Origin of the sequence: Rhodoferax sp. OV413 (assembly GCF_945881795.1) — a bacterium.
Taxonomy (GTDB): Bacteria; Pseudomonadota; Gammaproteobacteria; order Burkholderiales; family Burkholderiaceae_C; genus Allorhodoferax.
Window position 1 is genome coordinate 1 of the sequence record NZ_CAMCVG010000009.1, and the last position, 26,086, is coordinate 26,086.

At 64.8% G+C, this 26,086-nt stretch carries 24 protein-coding genes; 10 read left to right on the forward strand and 14 right to left on the reverse strand.

Translation table 11 applies throughout. From position 1 onward, the window contains the following. On the reverse strand, positions 1–707 hold a 707-nt coding region (locus Q0O05_RS02225; RefSeq protein WP_293660247.1), incomplete at its 3' end, for an amidohydrolase. Between the two features lie 121 nt (positions 708–828). Here Q0O05_RS02225 and Q0O05_RS02230 point away from each other — a divergent pair. Then, on the forward strand, positions 829–1,464 hold the full coding sequence (locus Q0O05_RS02230; RefSeq protein ID WP_293660248.1) for a MarC family protein: 636 nt from the start codon (positions 829–831) through the stop codon (positions 1,462–1,464). Between the two features lie 16 nt (positions 1,465–1,480). Here the strand turns inward: Q0O05_RS02230 and Q0O05_RS02235 are convergent, their stop codons facing one another. Genes Q0O05_RS02235 through Q0O05_RS02250 form a run of 4 tightly spaced genes read right to left on the reverse strand, consistent with a single transcriptional unit; the run spans position 1,481 to position 5,234 of the window. After that, on the reverse strand, positions 1,481–2,164 hold the full coding sequence (locus Q0O05_RS02235) for an ABC-type transport auxiliary lipoprotein family protein (RefSeq protein WP_293660249.1): 684 nt from the start codon (positions 2,162–2,164) through the stop codon (positions 1,481–1,483). 41 nt (positions 2,165–2,205) lie between these two features. Continuing rightward, complete coding sequence (locus Q0O05_RS02240; protein WP_293660251.1) at positions 2,206–3,228, reverse strand: MlaD family protein; 1,023 nt, start codon at positions 3,226–3,228, stop codon at positions 2,206–2,208. Between the two features lie 12 nt (positions 3,229–3,240). Continuing rightward, positions 3,241–4,062, reverse strand: a complete 822-nt coding sequence (locus tag Q0O05_RS02245; RefSeq protein WP_293660252.1) for an ATP-binding cassette domain-containing protein — start codon at positions 4,060–4,062, stop codon at positions 3,241–3,243. Then, positions 4,059–5,234: an ABC transporter permease gene (locus Q0O05_RS02250; protein ID WP_293660253.1), complete on the reverse strand. Its 1,176-nt coding sequence runs from the start codon at positions 5,232–5,234 to the stop codon at positions 4,059–4,061. Before Q0O05_RS02250 ends, Q0O05_RS02245 begins: the two co-directional genes overlap by 4 nt. Before the next feature lie 96 nt (positions 5,235–5,330). Here Q0O05_RS02250 and Q0O05_RS02255 point away from each other — a divergent pair, with 96 nt between their 5' ends. The 4 genes from Q0O05_RS02255 (at position 5,331) to Q0O05_RS02270 (ending at position 10,195) form a co-directional block, all read left to right on the forward strand. Then, positions 5,331–6,116 carry an enoyl-CoA hydratase/isomerase family protein gene (locus Q0O05_RS02255; protein WP_293660254.1) on the forward strand — a complete coding sequence of 262 codons (786 nt, stop codon included), beginning with the start codon at positions 5,331–5,333 and terminating at the stop codon, positions 6,114–6,116. Positions 6,117–6,133: 17 nt separating this feature from the next. Next, entirely contained in the window at positions 6,134–7,399 is a 1,266-nt protein-coding gene (locus Q0O05_RS02260; protein ID WP_293660298.1) for a putative Na+/H+ antiporter, read from the forward strand. Further along, positions 7,396–9,135, forward strand: a complete 1,740-nt coding sequence (locus tag Q0O05_RS02265; protein WP_293660255.1) for a GMC family oxidoreductase N-terminal domain-containing protein — start codon at positions 7,396–7,398, stop codon at positions 9,133–9,135. Before Q0O05_RS02260 ends, Q0O05_RS02265 begins: the two co-directional genes overlap by 4 nt. Positions 9,136–9,430: 295 nt before the next feature. Beyond that, positions 9,431–10,195: a TSUP family transporter gene (locus Q0O05_RS02270; protein WP_293660257.1), complete on the forward strand. Its 765-nt coding sequence runs from the start codon at positions 9,431–9,433 to the stop codon at positions 10,193–10,195. Positions 10,196–10,207: 12 nt separating this feature from the next. On the opposite strand, the gene mrdA is transcribed toward Q0O05_RS02270, so the two are convergent. The 4 genes from mrdA to Q0O05_RS02290 are packed head-to-tail and all read right to left on the reverse strand — an operon-like array spanning position 10,208 to position 14,700. Then, complete coding sequence (mrdA, locus tag Q0O05_RS02275) at positions 10,208–12,145, reverse strand: penicillin-binding protein 2 (RefSeq protein ID WP_293660259.1); 1,938 nt, start codon at positions 12,143–12,145, stop codon at positions 10,208–10,210. 12 nt (positions 12,146–12,157) lie between these two features. Next, positions 12,158–12,688, reverse strand: a complete 531-nt coding sequence (gene mreD, locus Q0O05_RS02280; protein WP_293660260.1) for a rod shape-determining protein MreD — start codon at positions 12,686–12,688, stop codon at positions 12,158–12,160. Next, positions 12,685–13,617 carry a rod shape-determining protein MreC gene (mreC, locus tag Q0O05_RS02285; RefSeq protein ID WP_293660262.1) on the reverse strand — a complete coding sequence of 311 codons (933 nt, stop codon included), beginning with the start codon at positions 13,615–13,617 and terminating at the stop codon, positions 12,685–12,687. The genes mreD and mreC overlap by 4 nt, the downstream gene beginning before the upstream one ends. A gap of 39 nt (positions 13,618–13,656) precedes the next feature. After that, positions 13,657–14,700, reverse strand: coding sequence for a rod shape-determining protein (locus Q0O05_RS02290; RefSeq protein ID WP_293660263.1), 1,044 nt, complete (start codon positions 14,698–14,700; stop codon positions 13,657–13,659). A gap of 201 nt (positions 14,701–14,901) precedes the next feature. Here Q0O05_RS02290 and gatC point away from each other — a divergent pair, with 201 nt between their 5' ends. Genes gatC through gatB form a run of 3 tightly spaced genes read left to right on the forward strand, consistent with a single transcriptional unit; the run spans position 14,902 to position 18,202 of the window. Then, positions 14,902–15,201: an Asp-tRNA(Asn)/Glu-tRNA(Gln) amidotransferase subunit GatC gene (gene gatC, locus Q0O05_RS02295; protein WP_293660264.1), complete on the forward strand. Its 300-nt coding sequence runs from the start codon at positions 14,902–14,904 to the stop codon at positions 15,199–15,201. A gap of 14 nt (positions 15,202–15,215) precedes the next feature. Further along, positions 15,216–16,733 carry an Asp-tRNA(Asn)/Glu-tRNA(Gln) amidotransferase subunit GatA gene (gene gatA, locus Q0O05_RS02300; RefSeq protein WP_293660265.1) on the forward strand — a complete coding sequence of 506 codons (1,518 nt, stop codon included), beginning with the start codon at positions 15,216–15,218 and terminating at the stop codon, positions 16,731–16,733. Between the two features lie 23 nt (positions 16,734–16,756). Continuing rightward, positions 16,757–18,202 carry an Asp-tRNA(Asn)/Glu-tRNA(Gln) amidotransferase subunit GatB gene (gene gatB / locus Q0O05_RS02305; protein WP_293660299.1) on the forward strand — a complete coding sequence of 482 codons (1,446 nt, stop codon included), beginning with the start codon at positions 16,757–16,759 and terminating at the stop codon, positions 18,200–18,202. Here gatB and Q0O05_RS02310 read toward each other — a convergent pair. Together Q0O05_RS02310 and pyrE are read right to left on the reverse strand one after the other, a co-directional pair. Next, positions 18,199–18,858, reverse strand: a complete 660-nt coding sequence (locus tag Q0O05_RS02310) for a DUF4124 domain-containing protein (protein ID WP_293660266.1) — start codon at positions 18,856–18,858, stop codon at positions 18,199–18,201. The two genes, gatB and Q0O05_RS02310, sit on opposite strands and share 4 nt — an antisense overlap. After that, complete coding sequence (gene pyrE, locus Q0O05_RS02315) at positions 18,855–19,529, reverse strand: orotate phosphoribosyltransferase (RefSeq protein WP_293660267.1); 675 nt, start codon at positions 19,527–19,529, stop codon at positions 18,855–18,857. The genes Q0O05_RS02310 and pyrE overlap by 4 nt, the downstream gene beginning before the upstream one ends. Positions 19,530–19,539: 10 nt before the next feature. Here pyrE and Q0O05_RS02320 point away from each other — a divergent pair, with 10 nt between their 5' ends. Next, positions 19,540–20,331, forward strand: coding sequence for an exodeoxyribonuclease III (locus Q0O05_RS02320; protein ID WP_293660269.1), 792 nt, complete (start codon positions 19,540–19,542; stop codon positions 20,329–20,331). Between the two features lie 64 nt (positions 20,332–20,395). Here Q0O05_RS02320 and Q0O05_RS02325 read toward each other — a convergent pair whose 3' ends face one another. Together Q0O05_RS02325 and Q0O05_RS02330 are read right to left on the reverse strand one after the other, a co-directional pair. Next, a complete protein-coding gene (locus tag Q0O05_RS02325; protein WP_293660270.1) occupies positions 20,396–22,165 on the reverse strand; it encodes a methyl-accepting chemotaxis protein in 1,770 nt (589 codons plus the stop codon). A gap of 154 nt (positions 22,166–22,319) precedes the next feature. Beyond that, positions 22,320–23,237 carry a M48 family metallopeptidase gene (locus tag Q0O05_RS02330; protein WP_293660272.1) on the reverse strand — a complete coding sequence of 306 codons (918 nt, stop codon included), beginning with the start codon at positions 23,235–23,237 and terminating at the stop codon, positions 22,320–22,322. 21 nt (positions 23,238–23,258) lie between these two features. On the opposite strand from Q0O05_RS02330, the gene Q0O05_RS02335 reads away from it, so the two are divergent. Then, positions 23,259–24,602: an AmpG family muropeptide MFS transporter gene (locus Q0O05_RS02335; RefSeq protein ID WP_293660273.1), complete on the forward strand. Its 1,344-nt coding sequence runs from the start codon at positions 23,259–23,261 to the stop codon at positions 24,600–24,602. 80 nt (positions 24,603–24,682) lie between these two features. On the opposite strand, the gene Q0O05_RS02340 is transcribed toward Q0O05_RS02335, so the two are convergent. After that, on the reverse strand, positions 24,683–25,837 hold the full coding sequence (locus Q0O05_RS02340; RefSeq protein WP_293660301.1) for an ROK family transcriptional regulator: 1,155 nt from the start codon (positions 25,835–25,837) through the stop codon (positions 24,683–24,685). Positions 25,838–26,086 lie beyond the last annotated feature (249 nt).

Sequence of the window (26,086 nt, forward strand, 5' to 3'; positions counted from 1 at the left end):
GCCCGCCATTCGGGGCACAGGGTCAACACGCCGCCCGCAGAGCAGGTCAGCCCCGGCCGGTACGACAGCTCCCCCATCAGACCCGGGTATTGGCGCAAAAGGGCGCGCACCCGCTCGACCGGGGTGCCGCCGATGCCGGTGTGGGCCCATAGCAGCTTGCTGCGGGCGCCGCCCGAGGGGGTGGCACGCAGCAGGCCGTCTACCGCAACATCGTCCACATGCGCCAGCACCACCAGTCCCTCCTGCTCGGCACGGGCCATCAGCTGCATGGCAGTGGGGCCGGCGGCATTGGCGCTGTCGTAGAGGTGAAACTCGCCCAGACCGCGGTAGGGGCCGGCAGCCGTGCCGCGCTGCAATTCAGCGTCCACCATGGCTGCGATGCTCGGATCGCGAAACCAGCTGCTGTAGTCCGCGCGGTCGCGGTAGAGGCGCACCAGCGGCACCACGGTAACCCCCGCCGCCCGCGCCAGGGCGCCTGCCTCGGTCAGGGTGCGCGTGCCGTCGTTGGGGCGGGAGTTGGCCAACACCGCTCGCACCCCGCTGCGCTGCATCCGGCCCAGCACGTCGGCCAACGGGTGGGGCTTTTGCGCCTCCACGTTGTAATGCAGGTGGGCATCAAAAATAGGGCCGGCGTAATCTGCCGCCTGCGCCAGCGTGGCTACCAACAGGCTTGCCGCCACCAGGCATGTAATAAGTACGTGTTGCATGTTGTCGCCACTCCATCCGGTATGTGCAAGCCGTTTGCCGCAGTATGAGCAGCACTCAGCATAGCCAAGGTGCTTTACGATGATTGGTCTGCCGCACCGGCAGCGCCTACCGGACACTGCTATGGACCTCAAACCGCTGGTGACTCTTCTGGCCATCGTGAACCCGCTGGCCATCGTGCCGTTTTTCATCCACTACACCCAGGGCTTTTCGGACGCGCAGCGGCGCAACACGGTGTGGGTGTCGTCGGTGAGTGCGTTTGTGGTGATTGCGGTGAGCGCCATGCTGGGTCTGCAGATACTGGCGTTTTTCGGCATCACGCTGGCGAGCTTTCAGGTCGGCGGCGGCATGCTGCTGATGACCAGCGCACTGAACATGCTCAACGCCCAGCCGGCCGAAGCCAAGCCCAGCAGCCACGAGCTGCAGGACGGCGCCGAGAAAGCCGCCATGGGCGCCAGCATTGCGGTGGTGCCGCTCACCATCCCGCTGCTCACCGGCCCGGCCACCATCTCCACCGTGGTGATTTACGCCGACAAGGCCAAGTCATTCCTCCAGCTCGGCACGCTGGTGGGCTACGGCGTGGTGGTCGCGCTGGCCACGGCGCTGTGCTTTTCGCTCGCGCAGCCGATTGCCCGCATACTGGGCAAAACCGGCATCAACGTGATGACGCGGCTCATGGGCCTGATTCTGGCCGCGCTGGCAGTCGAAGTGATGAGCGACGGGCTGACCAAGCTGTTCCCGGCGCTGGGCGTGCGCTAGTCGCGGTCGTGCGGAGTCAGGGCTTCGCGGCCGCGGCGCCCTGCGTTTGCTGCACCCATTCGTCGAGCTGAGTGACCGCAGCGGCGGCAGCGGCGGCCAAGGCGCGCACCCCGCCTGCGGCGTCCTGCGTGGCGGCCGGGCTGCTGACCAGCACGGTGCGCTGGGCCAGCAGAACCTCGCCCCCGGGGGCAGTTTGCGTGAGTGTGGCACGCAAGCGCAGCAGTCCACGGCTGGACTGGGCGCTGTCAAACAGCTGGCTAAATTCTTCCAACTCCAGCCGCAGCACCTGGCTGCCCTCGGGGAACTGCAGGCCTTCACTGACCGACATCACTGGGCGTCGCGCGCCCAGGGCCGAGCGAAGCTGCTGGCGCAAAAGCTGGGCCGGCGGCATGCTCCAGCGGGCCTGGGCGTAGGGTTGCAGCAGATTGGCGTCGGCGTAGCCCAGCCGGTAGAGCACGGCCGTGTTGTCCAGGGCGGCCACAGCCGCCACCTCGGCCAGTGCCAGCGGAGGCAGCGGCGCGGCAGTTGTGCGCTGCTCCGGCATCGGGGCCGAGGCCCCGGGCCCGAAGTCGTACACCAGCACGGTGCTGCCGCGGGGGGTGGCACAGCCCGAGAGCGCAAGCGCAAAAACAAGGCAAAAAGTGCCGCCAGCCCAGGTGGAGTATGCGCGGGCAGCTATGAATTGGATAGCGTTTTTCACGTGAGGGGCTTCCGGTTCAGCGGGTTCTTCTGGCGCCGGCTTCAGGGGGCGGTGGCGGTTACGGGGGTGGCTAAGGCCGCGGGCGTCACAAAGCCAGGTTCGCCAGGCCCCGGGGCGTGGGTGCCGCGGCCCCAGAGCACGCTTTGGGGCTGGTCACCCAGGCTCTCGGCGCTACGGCCCACCTGGCGCACGGTGCGGCCGGCGTCCTCCACGGTGCGGTTCAGGCGCGGCAGCAGCTGGCTCTGAACCTGGCGGCTGGTGGCAGCCAGCGCGTCGGTGCTCTGGGAGATTTTGTCGAGCGTTCCGCCGGGTTCGCCGATGCGGCGGTTGGTACGGCGGAATTCCTCGGCCGAATCCCGCACGGTCTGGGCGCTGCTGCTCAGGCGCTCAGCGGTGGCCTGCATGGTCTTCAAGGTGGCTTCGGTCTGCGCCGCCAGCTGCGGCAGGTTGACCGCATCGGGCGCGTTGGCCGGGCCCAGCGCCTGTTCGGCCCGCCGGCTCAGGCTGCTCAGGTTGGCGGCTGCCTGGCTCAGGTTGCCGATGGCGCCCATGATCTGCTTCTGGTTGTCGTCGGCCAGCAGGCTGTTCATCTTGACGCTGGCCTGCTCAAGCTGGGTAAGCAGATTGCCGCCCTGCTCGGACAGGCGAGACACCATGCCGGCCCGCATGGGAATGCGCGGCAGCGCATCGCCTGCGGACTCCAGCGCCGGGCTGCCCTGCTCCTTGTCATCGAGCTGCACAAAGGCCAGCCCGGTCACGCCCTGATAGCTCAAGGCGGCAAAGGTGCTGCGGGTCACGGGGGCGGCTTCATTGACGGCAATGCGCAGCAGCACATTGCCCTGCTCCTGCGGGTCCAGCCCGACGCTGATGACCCGCCCGACCAGCACCCCCTTGTAGCGCACTGCCGCCTGCGGCTGCAGGCCGGCAACGCCCTCGGGGCTGGAAATCTCGAACACCCGCTGCTCGGTGGTGTCGCGGGTCAGCCAGACCGCCATTGCGGTCAGCAAGGCCAGCAACAGCAGCACGAAGGCACCGGCGGCAAAGGCGTGGGATTTGTTTTCCATACGTCGGTCTATTTAGGCTGGATTGTGAGCGGAATGCAAGAGCTGTTGCGCACGCCGCCCCCGCCCGCCCCGGAAAAAATCGTGCACGAAAGGGTGGTCAAAGGCCGCCACCACCGCAGGGGCTGCGTCCACCACCACATGCTTGTCCGCCACCACCGCAATGCGGGTGCTGAGCTCGAAGATGGTGTCCAGATCATGGGTGACCATCACCACCGTGAGGCCCAGCTCATGGTGCAGGCTTTGCAACAGGGAACAAAAGGCATCGGCGCTGTCGGGGTCCAGTCCCGCGGTGGGCTCGTCGAGCAGCAGCAGCGGCGGGTCCATGGCCAGGGCGCGGGCCAGCGCCACGCGCTTGATCATGCCGCCGGAGAGGTCGGCCGGCATCTTGTGGGCATGCGTGGGGCTCAGGCCCACCATTTGCAGTTTCACCATCGCCGCATCGCGCACCAGCGCCGGCGGCAGGGTGCCGAGTTCGCGCAGCGGGAAGGCAATGTTCTCCAGCACGGTAAACGCCGAGAACAGCGCGCCGTGCTGAAACAACATACCCACCCGGCTCGATGCTCCGGCACGCCCCAACTCATCGGCCGGCCGGCCCAGCACGGTGACACGTCCCTGCGCCGGTGTTTCCAGCCCCAGCATCTGGCGCAGCAGCACCGTCTTGCCGCTGCCCGAGCCGCCCACCACCGACAAAAACTCACCGGCCGCCACGCTCAGGCTCAGGTTTTTGTGGATGACCGCGGGGCCCGAAGCGGTCTTGAATACCGACGACAGGTTTTCGATCCGGACCACAGGCTGCGCCTTGGCTTGCAAAAGTCCGCTCAATACTCCGCTCACAGGCCCACCGACTTGAAAATCACTGCGAACAGGGCGTCGACCAGAATCACCGTGGTGATGGAGCTGACCACCGACGCTGTGGTGCCCTCACCCAGGCTCTGCGTGTCGGGCTTGACCCGCAGCCCGTGGTGGCAGGCAATCAGCGAGATCAGCACGCCGAAAACGCACGACTTGGCCAGCGCCAGCCAGAGGTTGACGATATCGACCGTCTTGGGCAGTGCGCTCAAAAAATACGCCGGCGCCATGCCCATGGACAAGTCAGCCACCAGCATGCCGCCCAGCAGAGATGCAATCGTGGTCCACCCCGCCACCAGCGGCATGGCCACCGCCATGGCCAGGGTGCGGGGCAAAACCAGGCGAAATCCGGTGGGGATGCCCATCACGCGCATGGCGTCGAGCTCTTCGGTCACCCGCATGACGCCGATTTGCGCGGTGATCGCCGAGCCCGAGCGACCCGCCACCAAAATGGCCGCCAGCACCGGGCCGAGTTCGCGGATCAGGGCCAGACCCAAAATATTGACGATGAAGCTGTCGGCCCCGTATTGCCGCAGTTGCTTGGACATCAGGTAAGCCAGCACCACTCCGATCAGAAAGCCCACCAGCGCCGTGATCGGCAAGGCGGTGGCACCAATGCGGTAGAGGTGGCCCGACACGTCCCGCCACGGGCCTTGCAAAGGGTTGCGAAGGAGCTGAACCAGGTCAAGCAACAGCTGCCCGATCAAACGCACCATGCTGCCTAAATGGCCTAGACCGCCAATCAGTTGGCGGCCCAGCGACTGCAACAGGCCCGTCCAGTGACGGCGCTCGGTGGCAGGGGCCGGCACGGAGAATGTCTCGACCCGCTCGAGCAGGGCACGCTGCACCGCGGCGGCCTCCAGCCGCTGGGGCCAGCGCCTGCCCCAGGCATTCCAGAGCACCTGCGCGCCAGTGTGGTCCATGCGCTGCACCCTCGTCAGGTCCCACGCACAGTCTTCCCGGGGAGCCGGGGGCGGCAGAAGCGTTTGCGTGGGTGCGGCCCCGGGCAGCCGGGCGGGCAGCTTCGCGAGCTGCTGCTCCAGCCCCGGCCACACGCCGCGCACAGCCAAGGCGTCGGCCGTCCAGCGCCCGCGCAAAGCAATGTGCGGGCCCTGCGGACCGTGGCTGATGATCAAGGCGGGTTGGGTATCCTCCACGGGGCGCAAATGACGAAGTGGCTAAGCGTGGAATGGTACCCTCACGCGGCAGCCGATCCCATCGAACACAACATTGGCGCAGGAGACAGACCCACCATGCAAGAAGACAAGCGTCCCACCGGGGAACTCGGCACCGAATTGCGTGCCGGCGTCCTGTGGCTCACCATCCAGCGCGAGGAGCGCCGCAACGCCATGAGCCACGGCGTTCTCGCTGGCATGGCCGAAGCCATTCGCGCCGCGCAGCAGCAGCCTGATGTGCGCGCCATCGTCATCACCGGCGCCGGCGCCAAGGCCTTCTGCGCGGGCGCCGACTTGCAGGCGGCCAAGGCATTTACCGACGATTTTTCGCAGCCCCACGGCCATCTGGCGCAGCTGCTGCGCGCTGCGCGGGCCAGCCATGTGCCGCTGATTGCCCGGGTGAACGGTCATTGCCTGGCCGGCGGCATGGGCCTGTTGTCCATGTGCGACATGGCCGTGGCCGCCAGCCACGCCAGCTTCGGGCTGCCCGAGGTGAAGCTGGGCTTGTTCCCCGCGCAGGTGCTCACCGCGCTGCAGCACCTCATTCCACGTCGGGTGCTCTCCGAGATGTGCATCACCGGCGAGCCCATGACCAGCGCGCAAGCTCTGGCCTGCGGGCTGGTCAACTATGTGGACGACGATGTCGACGCCAAGTTGCAGTGGCTGCTGAACCGTATCCTGGACAAATCGCCCGCCGCCATCCGCCGCGGGATCTACACCATGAAAGCGGTGCAGACGATGGCCTTCGAAGAATCCATGGCTTTCACCGAGAGCCAGATCGCCCTTCTCACCCTGACCGAAGACGCGCAAGAGGGCCAGAAGGCCTTCCAGGAAAAGCGTAAACCCGTCTGGAGCGGCCGATGAGCACCACCGCCGAAACGATGACGCTGTTGCAGTGGGTCGGCGCCGTGGTGTTTGGCGTGGCGCTCCTGCACACTTTTTGCGCCAAGCTGCTGGAGCGGCTGGTCCACCGCTACCCTGCCCACGCCGGACTGCTGCACCTGCTGGGCGAGGTGGAGGTGGTGTTTGGTTTCTGGGCCTTTGTGCTGGTGGCGGCTATTGCGCTGCTGGCGGGCAGCCAGGAGGCCATCGCCTACGCTGAGTCGCGCAAGTACACCGAGCCCTTGTTCGTGTTTGTGGTGATGGTGGTGGCCGCGTCCAGGCCGGTGCTCGCGCTGGTGCGCGGCGTGCTGGGGGGCATCAGCCGCTGCGTCCCGCTGCCGCAGGCGCTGGTGCTGGTGTGGATGGGACTGGCGGTCGTGCCTCTGATGGGCTCGCTGGTCACCGAGCCGGCTGCCATGACCCTGGCCGCGCTGATGCTCGCGCCGCTTATCTTTACCCCCGCCATGCCGGAGCGCCTCAAGTACGCGGCGCTTGGCGTGCTGTTTGTCAATATTTCCATTGGCGGCACGCTCACCTCGTTTGCCGCACCACCGGTGCTGATGGTGGCCGCAACCTGGCAGTGGGATAGCGCTTACATGGCGACCCATTTCGGCTGGAAGGCGATGGTGGCGGTGGTGCTGAACGCGAGCGTTGTGACCTGGGCGATGCGCCGCAACCTGGTGCCGTCCGGCAGCAATGGTCAGGCGGCGCAGCCTGAGGCCGGCGCCGATGGCGTGCCGTGGGTGGTGAGCCTGGTGCATATCGGCGTGCTGGCGGGTGTGGTGGTGCTGGCGCACCACCCGGTGTTGTTTATGGGCTTGTTCCTGTTCTTCCTGGGGTACACGCAGGCCTACCCCGCACACCAGAGCCCGCTCATCCTCAAGGAGGGGCTGCTGGTGGGCTTTTTCCTGGCGGGGCTGGTGGTGCTCGGCGGCATGCAGCAGTGGTGGCTTCAGCCGCTGGTCGAGAGCCTGACCCCTAACGCCCTGTTCTGGGGCGCCGTTGCGCTCACCGCCGTGACCGACAATGCCGCCCTCACCTATCTGGGCTCGCTGATTGAGGGCATCAGCCCCGCCGCGCAGTACATGCTGATGGCCGGCGCAGTGACCGGTGGCGGACTCACCATCATCGCCAATGCGCCTAACCCTGCGGGTGTTGCCTTGCTGCGGCAAGGTTTTCAAGACCAGTCCGTCGGCGTGCTCGGTTTGCTGTTGGGCGCCCTGTTACCCACGGCCGTGGCAGCGGCCTGCTTTTTGATGCTATGAACCACGAAAACACCTTTGACTACATCATCATCGGCGCCGGCACCGCGGGCTGCCTGCTGGCCAACCGCCTGAGCGCAAACGCCTCCAAGCGGGTTCTGCTGATCGAGGCCGGCCGCAAGGACGACTACCACTGGATTCATATCCCGGCGGGCTACCTGTATTGCATTGGTAACCCGCGCACCGACTGGCTCTACCAGACCGCCGCCGAAGCAGGGCTCAACGGCCGCAGCCTGCGCTACCCGCGCGGCAAGACTCTGGGCGGCTGCAGCAGCATCAACGGCATGATTTACATGCGCGGGCAGGCCCGCGACTACGACCGCTGGGCCCAGCTCACCGGCGATGCCAGCTGGACCTGGGACAACAGCCTGCCCTACTTCAAGCTGCACGAAGACCACTACAAAGGCGCGAGCGCCATGCACGGTGCCAAGGGCAGCGCCCAGCCGCTGTTGCAGGACGGCGCGTCGGAGTACGCACGGGTTCTGCGCCACCGCCAGGCCGGCGGTGAGTGGCGCATCGAAAAGCAGCGCCTGCGCTGGGACGTACTCGACGCCTTTGCCCGGGCCGCAACGCAGGCGGGCATTCCTGCCACCGACGACTTCAACCGCGGCAACAACGAGGGCGTGGGCTACTTCGAAGTCAACCAGAAAGACGGCTGGCGATGGAACACCGCCCGGGCCTTTTTGCGCCCGATGTGCTACGGCCGCCCGAACTTCGAGCTCTGGACGAGCGCACAGGTGGCCAAGCTGGTCATCGAGCCCGCGCCAACCGGCGCCGCGCAGGACGCCTCCCTGCGCTGCACCGGAGTGCAGGTGTGGGACGGCAGCGAGATGGTCACCGCCACGGCGCGCGCTGAAGTGCTGCTGTGTGCCGGCGCAGTGGGCTCGCCGCAGATTTTGCAGCTCTCCGGCATTGGCCCGGCGCAGCTGCTGCAAAGCCAGGGCGTTGCGGTGCTGCAGGACACCCCCGGGGTGGGCGCCAACCTGCAGGATCACCTGCAGATCCGCGCCGTCTTCAAGGTGCGCAACACCACCACCCTCAACACCCAGGCCTCCAGCCTATGGGGCAAGGCCAAGATCGGTCTGGAATACGCGCTCAAGCGCAGCGGCCCGATGAGCATGGCGCCCAGCCAGCTCGGCGCCTTCGCCCGCAGCCGCCCCGAGCTGCCCTACCCCAACATCCAGTACCACGTGCAACCCCTGAGCCTGGATGCCTTTGGTGAGCCGCTGCACCGCTTTAACGCCATCACCGCCAGCGTCTGCAACCTCAACCCCACCAGCCGCGGCACGGTGCAGATCACATCCAACGATTTCCGGGCGGCGCCCCGCATCGCCCCGAACTACCTCAGTACCGACGAGGACCGGCAGGTCGCCGCCGACTCGCTGCGGATGACGCGGCGCATCGTGGCGCAGCCGGCTCTAGCGTCTTTTCAGCCCGAGGAATACAAGCCGGGCAGCCAGTTCCAGAGTGATGCCGAGCTCGCGCAGCTGGCGGGCGACATCGCCACCACCATCTTCCACCCCGTGGGCACTACCAAAATGGGCCAGGTGGGCGGCCCTCTGGACGACCCGCTGGCGGTGGTGGACAGCCGCCTTAAGGTGCGCGGCGTGGCCGGCCTGCGGGTGGTGGATGCCGGCGTCATGCCGCTCATCACCAGCGGCAACACCAACTCGCCCACGCTGATGATTGCCGAGAAGGCCGCCCAGTGGATTGCGGAGGATGCAGAACGGCCGCAATGAAGGGTTTATCCCGATGCCCGGATACGGCGGCCCCCGCTACAGTCGCGTCCAACTCAACACCCCACAAGCAACTGCGAGGCCCACAAGGCCAAACTGGAAGAGACGCCGAGGAGACGGCCAAGAATCACAGCAATATTTTCTGCACGCCAAGATGCAGCCTCACCAAAGCACCGGCTCCGTCCGGTGCTTTTTTATTTCTACAAGGCAAATGGGCACTGAGCGCCCGTCCCTATCGCGCAGACAGCTCTTGAAACCATAGCAATAACCCCGCCGGTCGCGGTGCGACAATCCCCGCATGGAACTGCTCATCGTCTCGCTGGCGTCCGGCCTGGCCGGATTTGTGGATGCGATCGTGGGCGGTGGCGGGCTGATACTGACGCCCGCACTGTTCGCCGTGTTTCCGGCCGCACATCCGGCCACGCTGTTCGGTACCAACAAGGGCGCCTCGGTGGTGGGCACGGCCTTCGCCGCCGTGCAATACAACCGCAAGGTGAGCCTGCCGTGGCACGCGCTGCTGCCTGCCACGCTGGCCTGCTTCACGGCTGCCATGGCAGGGGCCTGGCTGGTCACGCAAGTCTCCCCCGCCTACCTGCGCAAAGCGCTGCCATTTGTTTTGCTGCTCGTGCTGGCCTACACCCTGGTGCGTAAGGACATGGGCCGGCACCACGCCCCGCGCTTTAGCGGCCGCCAGGAGGTGCTGGTGGCCTGCCTGCTGGGCGCGTGCGTGGGGTTTTACGACGGCTTTTTCGGGCCGGGCACCGGGAGCTTTTTTGTGTTCCTGCTGGTGCGTCTGCTGGGCTATGACTTCTTGCATGCGTCTGCGGGCGCCAAGCTGCTCAACACCGCGTCCAATTCTGCAGCCTTGCTGTTCTTTGGCCTGACCGGCCATGTCTGGTGGCACTTTGTGGCCGTCATGGCGCTGGCCAATGTGGCGGGCAGCCTCGCAGGCACCCACCTCGCACTCAAACATGGCGCCGGGTTTGTGCGCGGAGTGTTCCTGGTGGTGGTGTCTGCGCTGATTGTGAAAACGGCCTACGACGCCTTCTTTCGGGCCGGCTGAAGGCGGATCGTTTCAGGGCCAGGGCAGTTCCGCGGCGACGCGCGGTTTGCCGATTGGGGCGAAGGCCTTGCCCTGGCTCACCGCTGCCATGTCCTCTTCGCTGGGATATTGGCCCAGCAGCCAGTAATCAAAGGTGCGCCGGGCGATAGGGGCGGCGGCGGCCGAGCCGAAGCCCGCGTTTTCCACAATCACGGCCAAGGCGATGGTGGGCGCCTCGGAGGGCGCAAACGCAATGTAGAGCGAGTGGTCGCGCTGGTGCTCTTCCATGGCCGAGGCGTTGTATTTCTGATTTTTGTTCAGGCTCACCGCCTGCGCCGTGCCGGTCTTGCCGCCGCTCAAATAGCCGGCGCCTGCAAACACACGGGTGCCAGTGCCTCCCTGGGTGACGCCAACCATCGCGTCGCGAATCACCTGAATATGGTCGGGCTTATAGCCCAAATCCACCGGCGGCTCCGGCGGAACCGGCGTGCGCACCCTAGAGCTGGCCTCGCGGGTGGCGATGACGAGTTGCGGCTTGTGCTTGACGCCGTTGTTGGCCACGATCGACATGGCCTGTGCCATTTGCAGCATGGTGAAGGTGTTGTAACCCTGGCCGATGCCCAGCGAGATGGTCTCACCGGCATACCAGCGCTGCTGCTCTGGGCGCTTGTAGTACCTGCGCTTCCAGGCCTGGCTGGGCAACACACCACGTACTTCGCCCTGAACATCGATACCGGTGAGCTGCCCGAAGCCCAGCGGCCGCATGAAGTCGTGCATGGTGTCCACGCCCAGCTCGTTGGCCAGCGAATAAAAGTAGACGTTGCTGGACTCCACGATGGCGCGGCGCATGTCCATGATGCCGCCCTTCTCGTTCTCGGGGCTGCCGAAGCGGTTGCCGCCGAACATATAAAAGCCGGGGTCGTTAATCAGTGTCTGCGGCGTGCGGGTGCCGGTCTCTAGGGCGGCCAGCGCCATAAAAGGTTTGTAGGTCGAGCCCGGCGGATAGGTGCCGCGCAAGGCCCGGTTCAGCAAGGGCTTATCGATGGATTCGTTGAGCATTTGCCAGTTTTCCTGGTCAATGCCTTCCACAAAGAGGTTGGAATCAAAGGTCGGCTTGCTGACGAATGCCAGCACCTCGCCGGTCTTGGGGTCCATGGCCACCAGCGCACCGCGCCGCGTGCCGAACATGTCCTCAATCAGCTTTTGCAGTTTGATGTCGATGGACAGCACCACAACATTTCCCGGGGTCGACGGATTGCTCGCCAGCTTGCGAACGGCGCGTCCGCCGGCCGAAGTTTCAATACGCTCCACGCCGGTGATGCCGTGCAAGACCGACTCAAAGCTCTGCTCCACACCGAGCTTTCCGATGTACTCGGTGCCACGGTAATTGGCCTGGTCTTCACTCTCGTCAATTTTCTCTTTCTCAGACCGGTTGATGCGCCCGATATAACCGATCACGTGGCTGGCCAGTTCGCCATACGGGTAGTTGCGGAACAGCCGCGCTTTGATTTCTACACCTGGGAAGCGGAAGCGCTGGGCTGCAAAACGGGCCACCTCGGCGTCGCTCAGGCGGGTGCGGATGGGCAGGGACTCGAAGCTTTTGGACTCCTCCATCAGCTTCTTGAAGCGCCGGCGGTCGCGTGCGCTGATGTCCACCACTTTAGCCAGCTCGTCAATCGTCTCCTCGAGGGCGCGACTTTTGGAAGGGTTGATCTCCAGCGTGTAGGCGGAGTAGTTGGTCGCCAGCACCACGCCGTTGCGGTCTTCAATCAGGCCGCGGTTGGGCACGATGGGCACAATCGAGGTGCGGTTGCTCTCGGCCTGCGCGCGCAGGTCTTCGTGCCGGACGATTTGCAGGTACACAAGCCGGGCAAACAACAAAAAGAAGCAGACCAACACCAGCAGGCTGACCACAAAAATACGGGTGCGAAACCGTGCCAACTCCGCCTGAACATTGCGCAGTACGGTCACGGCGCCCCCACCTTACAAGGGCCGGTTGACATCGGGGTCAGGCGCACGTCGCTGCGGCGCCAGCAAAACAACGCTGACCAGCGGCCACAAAGCGGACTCCAGCAGCGGGGCCAGCACCATGAGCCAGCCCGGAAAAGTACCGCCTCCTGCCAGCCGCAATAGCAACTCCAGCGCCTGCGCGAGCGCAAACAAAGGCAGCACCTGCGCCGCTTGGGAAGGCACCGAGAACCAGAGTAGCCGCCGGTGGACGGCAATAGCCATGTAGCTCAACGCCGAATACGACATTGCATGCTGGCCCAGCAAAGCCCCTTGATGCACATCGCTCAGAAGGCCGAAGAAAAAGGCAGCACCAATGCCCACGCGAAGCGGCTGGTGCACCGTCCAGAACAGCAGCAACACAGCCAGCAGGTCGGGCGTCCAGGCCTGGCGGCCCCAGACACCCATGTTGAGCACCATGTTGAGGAGCAGGGCAACGACCAGGCTACCCCAGATGAACAGGGGCTTGGCCGGCAGCAGCAATTGCTGACCCGGGCGCATGATCATGGCCGGCCTCCTTTAGGCTTTGCGGCAGGCGTTGGCTGCGACGCGGACGCAGGCTCGGGCCGCTCCGGTATCTGGCTGCCCACAGGGTCGAGCACCACGACATGCGTCGCACCCGACACCAGCCCCAGCGGCACGCAGTAAATACGGGCGAACACCGCGTCCACTTTGCGCTCCACTTTCTCGACGCGGGCAACCGGCAGGCCTGGCGGGTAGACCCCGTCGACACCGCTGCTGGTGAGCAGGTCGCCGACCGCCACATCGGCGTTGGCCGCCATGTAGCGCAATTCCAGCGCGTCTGCACGGGTTGAGTTCTCACCGAAGGCCACGCCGCGCGCGCCGGTGCGCACATTGAGCACGGGAATCGCGTGATCGCGGTCGGTGATCAGGGTCACCTCGCTCACCAGCGGGTAGACCCGGGTAACCTGTCCAATAACACCGGTTTCATCGAGCACCGGCGAACCCACCTGCACCCGTTGCAGCAGGCCCTTGTCGATGATGACTTTACGGGTGTAGGGGTCGGCGGCGTCGTACAACACCTGGGCTGCCCGTAGGCCGGTGGTGATGCGCTGGGACAGGTCCAGCAGCTTGCGCAGGCGCTGGTTTTCGAGCTCGAGCTCTTCGACTTGGTTGGCCCGCAGGGACTGCATGCTTAGCTTGCGACGGGACTCTTCCTGCGCAGTTTCAGCGGTGGCTATGGTGGACCCATAGTTGCCTGCGCGATCGGCCCATTGCACCGGCTGGATGGCCAACCACTGCAGCGGATACAGGGCGCCCGCCAGCGCGATGCGCGCAGGCTGCAAGACTTTGAATCGCGCGTCAGCCACCATCAACAGCAAAGCCAGCGCGCTACAGACGGCCAATTTAGACAGGGCCGAAGGGCCCTGGCGGAAGAAGGGGGGAGGATCTCTGTCCAGCGTACCGAGTGGCATCGCTGCTTCCGGCTTTCAGGGTCTGGTGGGGGGGGGGAATTATTCGTTGGTGAAAATGGAGCCCAGGCGTTCCATCTGCTCCAGAGCAATGCCGCAACCGCGCACCACGCAGGTCAACGGATCTTCAGCCACCAGCACCGGCAGACCGGTTTCTTCGGCCAGCAGACGGTCCAGGTCGCGCAAGAGCGCACCGCCGCCGGTGAGCATCATGCCGCGGTCGGCAATATCGGCGCCCAACTCCGGCGGTGTCTGTTCCAGTGCGTTCTTGACGGCCGAGACGATGTTGTTCAGTGGCTCGGTCAGCGCTTCGAGAATTTCGTTGGACGAGATAGTGAAGCTGCGTGGCACACCTTCAGAAAGATTGCGGCCGCGGACTTCCATTTCCCGGACCTCGGAGCCGGGGAAAGCGGAGCCGATTTGCTTTTTGATGGCCTCAGCCGTGGGCTCTCCGATCAACATACCGTAGTTGCGGCGGATGTAGTTGATGATGGCCTCGTCAAACTTGTCGCCGCCAACGCGCACAGAGCCCTTGTAAACCATGCCGCCTAGCGAGATCACGCCCACTTCGGTGGTGCCGCCACCGATGTCGACCACCATGGAGCCGCTTGCCTCGGCCACCGGCAAGCCGGCGCCGATGGCAGCTGCCATGGGCTCTTCAATCAGGTACACGTCGCTGGCGCCCGCGCCCAATGCAGATTCGCGGATGGCACGACGCTCTACCTGGGTGGAGCCGCAAGGAACGCAGATGATGATGCGGGGGCTGGGTTTGAACACGCCGCGCGGGTGCACCATCTTGATGAACTGCTTGAGCATCTGCTCAGTCACCGTGAAGTCGGCAATCACGCCGTCTTTCATCGGGCGGATGGCTTCGATGTTGCCGGGCACTTTGCCCAACATGGCCTTGGCTTCGCGGCCAACGGCTTGGATCGTTTTTTTGCCTTGGGGGCCACCTTCGTGGCGGATGGCAACGACAGACGGCTCGTCGAGAACGATGCCCTTGTCGCGCACAAAAATCAGGGTGTTGGCAGTGCCAAGGTCAATCGCCAAGTCAGTAGAAAAATACTGACGAAAAGCACCAAACATTACAGATCCTCTCAGGTACACGGCGCGCTTCGGCGCCGCATCACCGGTTTTTGACAATTTACGAGTGCATTTTGGGCCTCAGGGCCGATGTTTTCCGGACCCCGAACCAAAGGCTGGATAATACCCCATCGCCTGTGAATAACTCCCGGGGAACGCTGCACTTTGGCGCGATTTGCCCCCAGATTAAACCCTTCTAAACCCATGTCACTGACATCTACCGACATCGCGCGAATTGCCAATCTGGCGCGGCTCGAACTACAGCCCGAGGAAAGTGAGCGCATGCTCACGCAACTCAATGGATTTTTCGGCATCGTCGAGGCCATGCGGACTGTGGACACTTCGGGCATTGAGCCCCTGGCGCACCCCGTGGCCGCCATTCAGGACATCACGCTCCGGCTGCGGGATGACATAGTCTCCGAGCCCGACCAGCGCGAGGCCAACCAGCGCAGCGCCCCCGCCGTGGAACGTGGTCTGTTTCTGGTTCCCAAGGTGATTGAGTAATTTTTTCTGGCCCTATGACGACCCCCCTCTCCACCCGCGCCGCGCACGACCTCAGCGCCCACGAGCTGCTGCAAGCGCTTGCAGCCAAACAAATCTCTGCCGTCGAATTGGCGCAACATTTTCTGGACCGCGCGCAGGCGCACGCCGGCTTGGGCGCTTTTGTGGATATCAACCCCGAGGCCACTTTGGGCCAGGCAAAGGCCGCTGACGCGCGCCGGGGCGCCGGATGCGCCGGACCGCTCGAGGGCCTGCCGCTGGCGCACAAGGACATCTTTGTGACCCGCGACTTCGCCACCACCGCCGGCTCGCGCATGCTCAAGGGCTACCGCTCACCGTTTGATGCGACCGTTGTGCAGCGCCTGGCCGACGCCGGGGCCGTCACCGTGGGCAAGCTCAACTGCGACGAATTTGCCATGGGCTCGGGCAATGAAAACTCGGCCATCGCACCGGTAGGCAGCGACTCCGTTCAGCCGGTGCGCAATCCCTGGGATGCCGCACGCATTCCCGGCGGATCGTCCGGTGGTAGTGCGGCGGCCGTGGCAGCGCGCCTGGTGCCCGCAGCCACCGGCACCGACACCGGCGGGTCCATCCGCCAGCCCGCGGCGTTTTGCGGCATCACCGGCATCAAACCCACTTACGGCCGCGCTTCACGCTACGGCATGGTGGCATTCGCCTCCAGCCTCGACCAGGCCGGCCCCATGGCCCGCAGCGCCGAAGACTGCGCATTGCTTTTGACTGCCATGTGCGGCCCCGACCCCGACCGGGACTCCACCACACTAGACCTGCCTGCCGAGAACTTCAGCCGCACGCTGAACGACAACATCGAAGGCCTGCGCATCGGCGTGCCAAAAGAGTTTTTTGGAGAGGGCCTGTCGGACGATGTGCGCACGGCGGTCGAGTCCGCACTCAAGCACTATCAAAGCTTGGGCGCAAAACTGGTGCCTATTGCCTTGCCGCGCACTGAGCTGTCCATCCCCGTTTACTACATCATTGCGCCGGCCGAGGCCTCGAGCAACCTCAGCCGCTTTGACGGCGTGAAATTCGGCCACCGCGCCAAGGACTACGGCGACCTGGCCGACATGTACAAAAAGACCCGCGCCGAAGGCTTCGGCGACGAGGTGAAGCGCCGCATCATGATCGGCGCTTATGTTCTCAGCCACGGGTATTACGACGCCTACTACCTGCAGGCGCAAAAAATCCGCCGCATGATTGCTGACGACTTTCAGAACGCCTTCAAGGAATGCGATGTGATTGCCGGTCCGGTGGCACCCACGGTGGCCTGGAAGATCGGTGAAAAATCTGCCGATCCGGTAGCCAACTACCTGGCCGACATCTTCACTCTTTCGGGCTCCCTGGCGGGTCTGCCCGGCATGAGCATTCCGGTAGGCTTTGCTTCGAGCGAGTCCGACAAGGGACTGCCGATTGGCATGCAATTACTCGGCAACTATTTCGCAGAGTCCCGCCTCCTCAATGCGGCGCACCGCTTCCAACTCGCGAGCGACTTCCACCTGGCCAAGCCCGCAGGAATCTGACCATGGCAAGCACACCCTCCCCCATCAAGTCCTTGCTCGTCGGCGGCTACGAAGTTGTCATCGGCTTTGAGACGCACGCCCAGCTCTCCACCCGGTCCAAGATTTTTTCGCGCGCGTCCACCGCGTTTGGCGCCGAGCCCAACACCCAGGCCTGCGCCGTGGATCTGGCACTGCCCGGTACCCTGCCGGTGATGAACAAAGGTGCGGTGGAACGCGCAATCCAGTTCGGCCTGGCCATCGGCTCGCACATCGCGCCGCGCAGCATCTTCGCCCGCAAAAACTACTTCTACCCCGACCTGCCCAAGGGATACCAAATCAGCCAGTTTGAAATACCGGTGGTGCAAGGCGGCGCAGTGGAATTCTTTTTGGGCGAGGAAAAGAAAACCGTCCGCTTGGTACGCGCCCACCTGGAAGAAGACGCCGGCAAGTCCTTGCACGAGGACTTCATCGGGCAGAGCGGCATCGACCTGAACCGCGCCGGCACGCCGCTACTGGAGATCGTTACCGAACCCGACATGCGCTCCAGCGCCGAGGCCGTGGCCTATGCCAAGGAGCTGCACAAGATCGTGACCTGGATCGGCATCTGCGATGGCAACATGCAGGAGGGTTCTTTCCGCTGCGACGCCAACGTCTCGGTGCGCAAGCCCGGCCAGCCGCTCGGCACCCGCCGCGAGATCAAGAACCTCAACAGCTTCAAGTTCATGCAACAGGCCATTGACTTTGAAGTGCGCTGGCAGATCGGGCAGATTGAGGACGGCCACGCCATCCAACAGGCCACCGTGCTTTTCAACCCCGACACCGGCGAAACCCGCGCCATGCGCACCAAGGAAGACGCCGCCGACTACCGTTATTTCCCCGACCCCGACCTGCCACCGCTCTGTATTTCGGAGCAGTGGATTGAGGCGGTGCGGGCGCAGATGGCCGAGTTGCCGCGCAACATGGCGGCGCGCTTTCAGGCGGACTATGCCTTGAGCGAATACGACGCCACCCAGCTGACCCAAAGCCTGGCGATGGCCAGCTACTTTGAGTCCGCTGCCCGCGCCAGCGGCCAGGCCAAACTGGCCAGCAACTGGATGACCGGCGAACTCGCAAGGCGCCTGAACGCCCAGGACCTGTCCATCGCTCAGTCGCCGGTGGCGGCCCCTACGCTGGCTCAGCTGGTGGGCCGCATTGCGGATAGCACCATCTCCAACAGCGCCGCCAGGCAAGTGTTTGACGCGCTGTGGGAGGGAGCGACCGATGTGGATGCCGTCATCGACTCCAAGGGACTCAAGCAGATGAACGACACCGGCGCGCTGGAAGCCATCGTGGATGAAGTGATTGCGGCTAACGCCAAGAACGTGTCCGAGTTCAAGGGCGGCAACGAGAAAGCCCTGAACGCGCTGGTCGGGCAGATCATGAAAGCCAGCAAGGGCAAGGCCAACCCGCAGCAGGTGAACGACCTCCTGCGGGGAAAGCTCTCCGTCTAGCGCGGGGCGGCGCCTGCCGCAGCCCACAGGCGTTGGAGTCGCTTGAGCTCGTCATCAAATCGCTCATTCACCCGGCGGGCCTCGGCGTCCTGATCGGCAATAAAGCGGCGCTGCACCGCCTGGTTCTGGACGTTTTCTTCGATTTGCCGGCGCATGTACGCGGGTGCCTTGTCAAGGTCCCGGTTGTAGAACTCCATCTCGCTGTCCAAGGTACGGCGCTGCTTTATGAGCGCCTCGAGGCGCAGGACGGCTTCGCTTGCAACCGAGACCACTTGGGCCAGCGCCTGCGCCCGTTCCTGGTCGTGAGCGGCCCTCGCGGGGTAGCGCATGAGCAGGGCCCGGTCACGGCGCCTTTCGTCAGCGCTGCGGCTGCGCTCCAAGGCTTCGCGCTTGTGCTGGGACTCCAACTCCGCCTGCTCGTGGGCGGTGAGGCTGGGCCCGATTTTCGCCCGCACCGTGCCGCTCGGATTCAGGATTTTTTGTTCGCGGTCCAGGCAGTCGGTGATGGGCCGGTCCGCAGTGAGCTTGCGCCCTTTGGCATCCACACAGGTGTAGACGCTGCCGGCGGGTGGCGCCTCTTGCGCCCACAGAGACGAAGACGCCGCGGCCAGCATGGGCAGCACAAGGATGCGCGCTATGCAGCCGCGCCGCTTCATGGCGCGTCTTTCACGCCGTAGCGCTGGCGGTAGTCCAGCACCCGTGCGGCGTGCTCCGCCAGCGTGCTGTCGTGCTCGAGAAACTGCATCAAATCCGCCAGCTTCGCTATCGCGCCCACCTGCAGCCCGAGCTGCTGGCGCACGTATTGCACCGCGCTGTAGGGAACGTCCTGGCCGTTCTCGGTCGCCATCTCCTGCCGGTCCAGCGCAATACACACCGCATGCGGCGTCGCACCTGCGGCCCGAATGATGGCAATCGACTCGCGCGCAGCGGTGCCCGCGGACATGACGTCGTCAATGATCAGCACCCGGCCCTGCAAGGGCGCGCCCACCAGGGTGCCGCCCTCACCGTGGTCTTTGGCTTCCTTGCGGTTGTAGGCAAAAGGGACGTTGCGCCCGCGGCGCGCCAGCTCCACGGCGACCGCCGCCCCCAGCGGAATTCCCTTGTAAGCTGGGCCGAACACCATGTCGAACTCGATGCCGCTCGTCATCAAACGCTGCGCATAGAATTCCGCGAGCCGGCCGAGCTTGGCCCCGTCGTCAAACAGGCCGGCATTGAAAAAATAGGGGCTCATGCGCCCGGCCTTGGTCTTGAACTCACCAAACCGCAGCACCCCGCACGCCACCGCAAATTGCACAAACTCCTGGGCCAACGGGTCCTTGTCCGACATGGGGATTTCCTTGTTCAAATTAACCAGCCTCAACCTCAACGGCATCCGTTCTGCCACCAGCAAGGGCCTAGAAGCCTGGCTTGCCCGGGCGCAGCCTGATTGTATTTGTGTGCAAGAGGTGAAGGCCCAGGCCGGTGACGTCCAAGGGCGCTTCGAACGCCTGGGCGATTTGCACGGGCACTTTCATTTTGCCGAGAAAAAAGGGTATTCCGGTGTCGGTATCTACAGCCGGCACACGCCCAGCGATGTGCGCATCGGTTTCGGCTCCGCGGAGTTTGACCCCGAAGGGCGCTATCTTGAACTGCGCTTTGACACGCCGGTGCGCAAGCTCTCCATCATCAGCGCCTACTTTCCCAGCGGCTCCTCCGGCGAAGACCGGCAGGCCGCCAAGTTCCGTTTTCTGGAGGAGTTTTACCCGCACCTGCAAAAGCTCCGCACAGAGCGCGAGCTGCTGCTGTGCGGCGACCTGAACATCGCCCACCAGGAAATCGACCTGAAAAACTGGAAGGGCAACCGGAAAAACTCTGGCTTCCTGCCCGAAGAGCGCGCCTGGATGAGCAAGGCCTTGGGTGAGGGCGGCTTCATCGACGTGTTCCGCCAACTCGAGCCCACCGCCACCGACGACTGCTACACCTGGTGGAGCAACCGCGGCCAGGCGTATGCCAAGAACGTGGGCTGGAGGCTGGACTACCACCTCGCCACGCCGGCCCTCGCAGCCAGCGCCCGAAGCGTGAACATTTACAAGGGCGAGAAGTTCTCAGACCACGCGCCGGTCACCCTGGAGTACGACCTGGCGCTGTGATCCCGGGTGCAGCAAGTCGCGGGTCTAGCCGCGCGGCGTGCCTCAAAGCGCCAGCGGCTTAGCCTCAGAAGCTTTCCCACTCCTTGTTATCGCCCGCTTTGTCGGTCTGCGCAATGCTGTCCGGTTTTGGCAATGAGGCTGCCTTCTGCGCGGGGGCCCGGAGCTTGGGGCTGGCGGGTGGCGGGCTGCGGCGCTCGGCGCTCTGGTGAGCGGCCACTGGCGCACGCGCAGCGGCGCGAACGGCGCCGCTGCCGGGCTTGAACTGGCTATTGTTGCCGGAGCCCTGTGCGTCGAGCTTGAAGACAGCGACCACCTTCACCAGTTCGCTCGACTGAGCTCTGAGGCTGCTGGCGGCCGCGGCCATTTCTTCGACCAATGCGGCATTTTGCTGGGTGGCCTGGTCCATCTCGGTCACGGCCTCACCGATTTGCGCGGCACCCGCAGCCTGCTCGTCGCTGGCAGAGCTGATTTCGCCCACCAAGTCGCTCACCCTGCGGATGGAGCTGACCACTTCGGTCATGGTCGACCCTGCGTCGTCCACCAGCGCGGCGCCGTGCTCCACGCGCTCCACGCTGGCGTTGATCAGGTTCTTGATTTCCTTGGCCGCCGCGGCACTGCGCCCTGCCAGCGAACGAACCTCACTGGCCACCACCGCAAATCCGCGGCCTTGCTCGCCAGCGCGGGCCGCTTCGACCGCCGCGTTCAGCGCAAGGATGTTGGTCTGGAAGGCGATACCGTCAATCACGCTGATGATGTCGGCAATCTTGCGTGACGAGTCGTTGATGTCCTTCATGGTGTGGACTACCCGGCCCACCACCTCGCCACCGCGGGCAGCGATGGCAGATGCGCTGGCGGCCAGTTGATTGGCCTGGCGGGCGCTGTCTGCGTTGTGTTTGACCTGGGAGCTGAGCTCTTCCATGGTGGCGGCGGTTTCTTCAAGGGCGCTGGCCTGGCTGCCGGTGCGGGCGGACAGGTCCTGGTTGCCCTGGGCAATTTCCGCGCTGGCATTGGCCACGCTGTCGGAACTTTGGCGCACCTGGCGCACCAAGCGGATGAGCTCGGTTTGCATGGTCTTGAGGGCGGTCAGCAGCTGGCCGGTTTCGTCGGTGCTGTTCACTTGAATCGAGGTGCTCAGGTCGCCCTGCGACACGCTGCTGGCAATACGCACCGCCTGCGACATGGGGACGGTAATGGAGCGCGCAATGAAGATGGAGATAGCCACAGCGATCGCGAGCGCCACCGCGGTGAGGCCTGCGATCACGTAGATTGCGTTGGCAATGTCCGCCTCCATCTTTTCGCTGTCTTTGTGCATCAGGTCTTCCTGGTAGTGGACCAGCGCTTCGGCAGCCTGAAAGTACGCAAGCTGCGGCTTTTGAAACTCGGTCAGCAGGTATTCGCCGGCCTCATCCACCTTGCCGCTGCGCAAAATTTTGGTGAGCTCGGAGCGCGATGCGGCATAAGAATCACGTGACGATTTCAGGGCGTCGAACAGGCCCAGCCCCTTTTCTGAACGAATCAGCGGGGCCAACTTGTCAATCACCGCCGCATTGGCTGCGGCCTCCTGGTCAACCTTGGTGAGCCAGGCTTCCATCTTTTCGGGCTGCTTGGCTGCGAGGATGGCGTTGCGCAGGTAGCGGGCCTGCATGTTCTGGTGCTCAACTATTACGAATACCTGCTCCACCTTGGCGTAACGGTCGTGAATCACGATATTGACCATCTCACCCAGCGAGCGGAAGCGCTGGATGGAGAGCGTGGAAATCAGCACCAGAATCAGGCCGGCCAGACCAAAGCCCCACGCCAGCTTGCTGGCCAATTTCAAATTGTTGAAGTTCATGTTGAAAGTTAAAAAAATCAATGCGCACGGGGTGAACCAGGCTGTCATGTCGAGTCGGTGTGCGGCCCGAGCCGACCCCGAAGGTACTGGGGTTCTTGACGTGCGTCAATCTGGCAAGCCCTAGCACGGTAGGGCCTTGGCCGGCATCGTTCGCTTATCGGGCGGGGGGTTTTTGCGCACGCGCAAAAAGCGGCATGACCTGCGGCAGGGCGGCCTCTATGTCGGCAATGCGGGTGCTGCCGGCGGGGTGGGTGGAAAGCCACTGAGGGGGGGCGTTTTTATTGGCGGCCGACATCTTGCGCCACAGGGTAATGCCGGCGCGAGGATCGTAGCCCGCGCGGGCGGCCAGCTCCAGCCCCACCAGGTCGGCCTCGGACTCGTCTTCGCGGCCGAACTTGAGGGTGAGCAGCTGCGCGCCATAGTTCGTCACGGTCTGGCCGATCTGGCCCAGGCCCAGTGCCTGGCCCAGAAGGTTGGCCCCCAGCCCGGTGGCCACCGACTTGCCCATGCGTTCGCGGGCGTGCTCGCGCAAGGCGTGGGCGATCTCGTGGCCCATCACCATGGCGACCTCGTCGTCGGTGAGCTTGAGCGACTCCAGAATACCGGTGTAGAAAACAATCTTGCCGCCGGGCATGCAGAAGGCGTTGATCTGCTTGGAGCCCATCAGGTTCACCTCCCAGCGCCAGCCTTTGGCGCGCGGATTCCAGTCAGTCGCGAACGGAATAATGCGCCGTGCAATCGCCCGCAGGCGCTGCAGTTGCGCGTTGTCGGGGCCTGCCAGCGCGTTTTGTTGCCGCGCGTCGCCCAGCATCTGGGCGTACTGTCGGGCCGCCGAAAGCTCGATGTCTTGCGCCGGCACCAGCTTACTGAAGGCAGAGTTGCCACCCACTTCCACCCCCTCGCGGGCGAGCGCAGGCCCGCCGGCAAGGCTGAGAATCAGCCCGAGCCCCAACAGAAGCCCCAGCAGCCGGGCCCTCGCACCGGTGGACGCCAGCGGCATCGCCACGCCCGAGCTCGCCCGGCAGTTGTGGCCGGCGCGTTTCACGGGAGGAGACAGGGGGTTGGTGAACATGGTGGGAAGTATTATTCCCCGATGAGCCCTGCAACGCCTGACACCCCGCGCCCCGAAGACCCGCCCCGCTGGCGCGAGACGCTCAGGGTCTACGCCGAGCCGGCCTCGCTGCGCATGCTGTCGCTGGGTTTTTCGGCGGGGCTGCCCCTGCTGTTGGTATTCGGCACCCTGAGCTTCTGGCTGCGCGAAGCCGGCGTCGACCTGGCGACCATCGGTTTTCTGAGCTGGGTGGGACTGGTGTACGCCTTCAAATGGGCCTGGTCGCCGCTGGTGGACCGCCTGCCGATTCCGCTGCTCACGCGGCTGCTGGGGCGGCGGCGCAGTTGGCTGCTGCTGGCCCAGAGCCTGGTTGTGGGGGGGCTGGTGTGCATGGCGCTGACCGATCCCAAAGTCGCGCTGATGCCGGTGGTGTGGTGCGCGATTGCGGTGGCGGTGGGTTCGGCCACGCAGGACATTGCGCTGGACGCCTTTCGCATCGAGTCGGCCGACAGCCGTCACCAGGCCGCGTTGTCGGCCACCTATATGACCGGCTACCGGTTGGCCATGATCTGGGCCGGCGCCGGGGCCTTGTGGCTGGCCGCCAGCGCCGAGACGCCGCAGGCCGAGGCCTACCAATATGCCGCATGGAAAACCGCCTACCTGCTGATGGCGGCCAGCATGCTGCCGGGCATGTTGACGGTGCTGTTTTCCAAAGAGCCCGCGCAGCAGGCACTGCCGCCGGCGCGCAACGCCCGCGAGTGGCTCCAAGGCGCGCTGATTGCGCCCTTTGCCGACTTTGTGGGCCGCTACCGCTGGCATGCGGTGCTGATACTGGCGCTGATTGCCACCTACCGCATCAGCGATGTGGTGATGGGTATCATGGCCAACCCGTTTTATGTGGACATGGGGTTCAGCAAAACCGAAGTCGCCACGGTGAGCAAGCTCTACGGCGTGGTGATGACGCTGGCAGGCGCCTTTGTGGGCGGCGTGCTGGCCATGCGCTTTGGTGTGATGCGGGTGCTGATGCTGGGCGCCCTGCTGAGTTCTGCCAGCAACCTGCTGTTTGCCTGGCTGGCCGGCCAGGGGCACGACCTGAATGCGCTGATATTTGTCATCTCGGCGGACAACCTCTCCAGCGGCATTGCCACCGCAGCGTTTGTCGCCTACCTGTCATCGCTCACCAACATCAGCTATTCGGCCACGCAGTACGCGCTGTTCAGCTCGATGATGCTGCTGTTTCCGAAGTTTCTGGCCGGCTACTCGGGCTGGTTTGTGAAGGTGCAGGGCTACCCGGCCTTCTTCACCGCGACCGCCTGCCTGGGGGTGCCGGTGGTGGCACTGGTGGTGCTGGCTTCACGCATCAAAATCACCTCTAGCCCCCGCTGATATTGCGCAGACAGCTATATTTTTTGTAGCAAAGGTGGTGCAGGACACAGCCGCAGCCGCGAGAGGCGGAGTGGGTCGGTCTAAGCCGTGACCTTGAGGAACAAGTCGCGGTCGGGCGCGAAGTTTTCGTGCAAAGGCAGGAGCGCGCCGCCCAGTGCCCGGGCGTCCGAGCCGATGCTGCCGGCAATCACGGTGGCCGGCCACATGCCTTCCCAGTTGTAGTTGTTCAGGGCTCGCGTGGTCTCGTCAATCAGGCGCAGGAGCATGGTGCGGCTGAAGGAGCCGTCGATGACCACCGCGTCGAGGTCCAGAAATGCGGTCCCGCTCACCACGCACTGGGCCAGACCCTGCGCGGCGCTGGCAATCCAGGCGCCGGTGAGGGCGGCATAGGCGCCACCGAGTGCGCGATCATCGTAGGCCGCGGTGGGCTCGAGGCCGGCACCCTTGAAGTGCTGCTCCAGCTCCCAGAGCGAGGCATGGGCCAGCAGCTGCTCCGGCACACCAGCACCGCTGGCCACCTGCAGCGGCAAAGACGCCACCGCGCCCGCATTGCCGTGAATGCCGGCATGCAAATGCGAATTGAGCACCAGCCCGCCCCCGACAAAGGTGTCTACAAACAAGTACAAGAAGCTCTTTACATCGCGGCCGCGGCCGGCCACCAGCTCAGCCACGCAGGCGGCCTGGGTGTCCTTGGCAAAGCTCACCGGCACATCGGTCATGGCCTGCACCTGCGCCAACAGGTCGACCTGGTTCCACTGGTCGGACACGCTCTGCGGCAGGCCCAGCATTTTGTGCCAGCCGCCTAAATTAAAGGGCGCGGCGACACCTACCCCCACCAGACGCTGCGCCAGCGCGCCCATGCCGTCCTGGATGGCGCGCATTCGCAGCTGCACCTGCGGAATCAGCGCGGCGGCATCGGGAAAGTCGTAGGGAAGCGACTCGCGCACCCGCACCGCGCCGGTAAAGTCCACCAGCAGCCAGTCCGCGCTACGCCGGCCGATCTTGATGCCGAGCGAAAACGCGCCGTCGGGGTTGAGCGCCATGGGCACCGAAGGCTGTCCGATGCGCCCGCGCACCCGGTCCTGCCGGATGAGCAGGCCGTCGTCTTCGAGGCGGGTGGTAATGAGGCCAATGGTCTGGGCGGTGAGGCCGGTGAGGCGCGCGAGGTCGGCCTTGGGCAGGCTGCCATTGAGGCGGATGGCCTGCAGCACCACGCGTTCGTTGAACTGCCGCATGCCCACATGGTTGGAGCCGCGCGGCCGCAGCACGGCGGGGGCGGCCTCTTTGGGCGCGGTTCCGGGGTCAGCAGGGGTGTGCGGGAGGGCGTTGGGCAGAGTTTCAGCGGGCGTCATGGTGGCGAGATTCTCACCGAGGAAGGCATCCCCGCCCGAAAAAACCCGATCTCCGCGAATTCCCCCCAGGCGGGGGATGGTGCTTTGGCACCGCAGCCGGAACAATCCTTCCCAGCTGCTGTCACAGTGCTC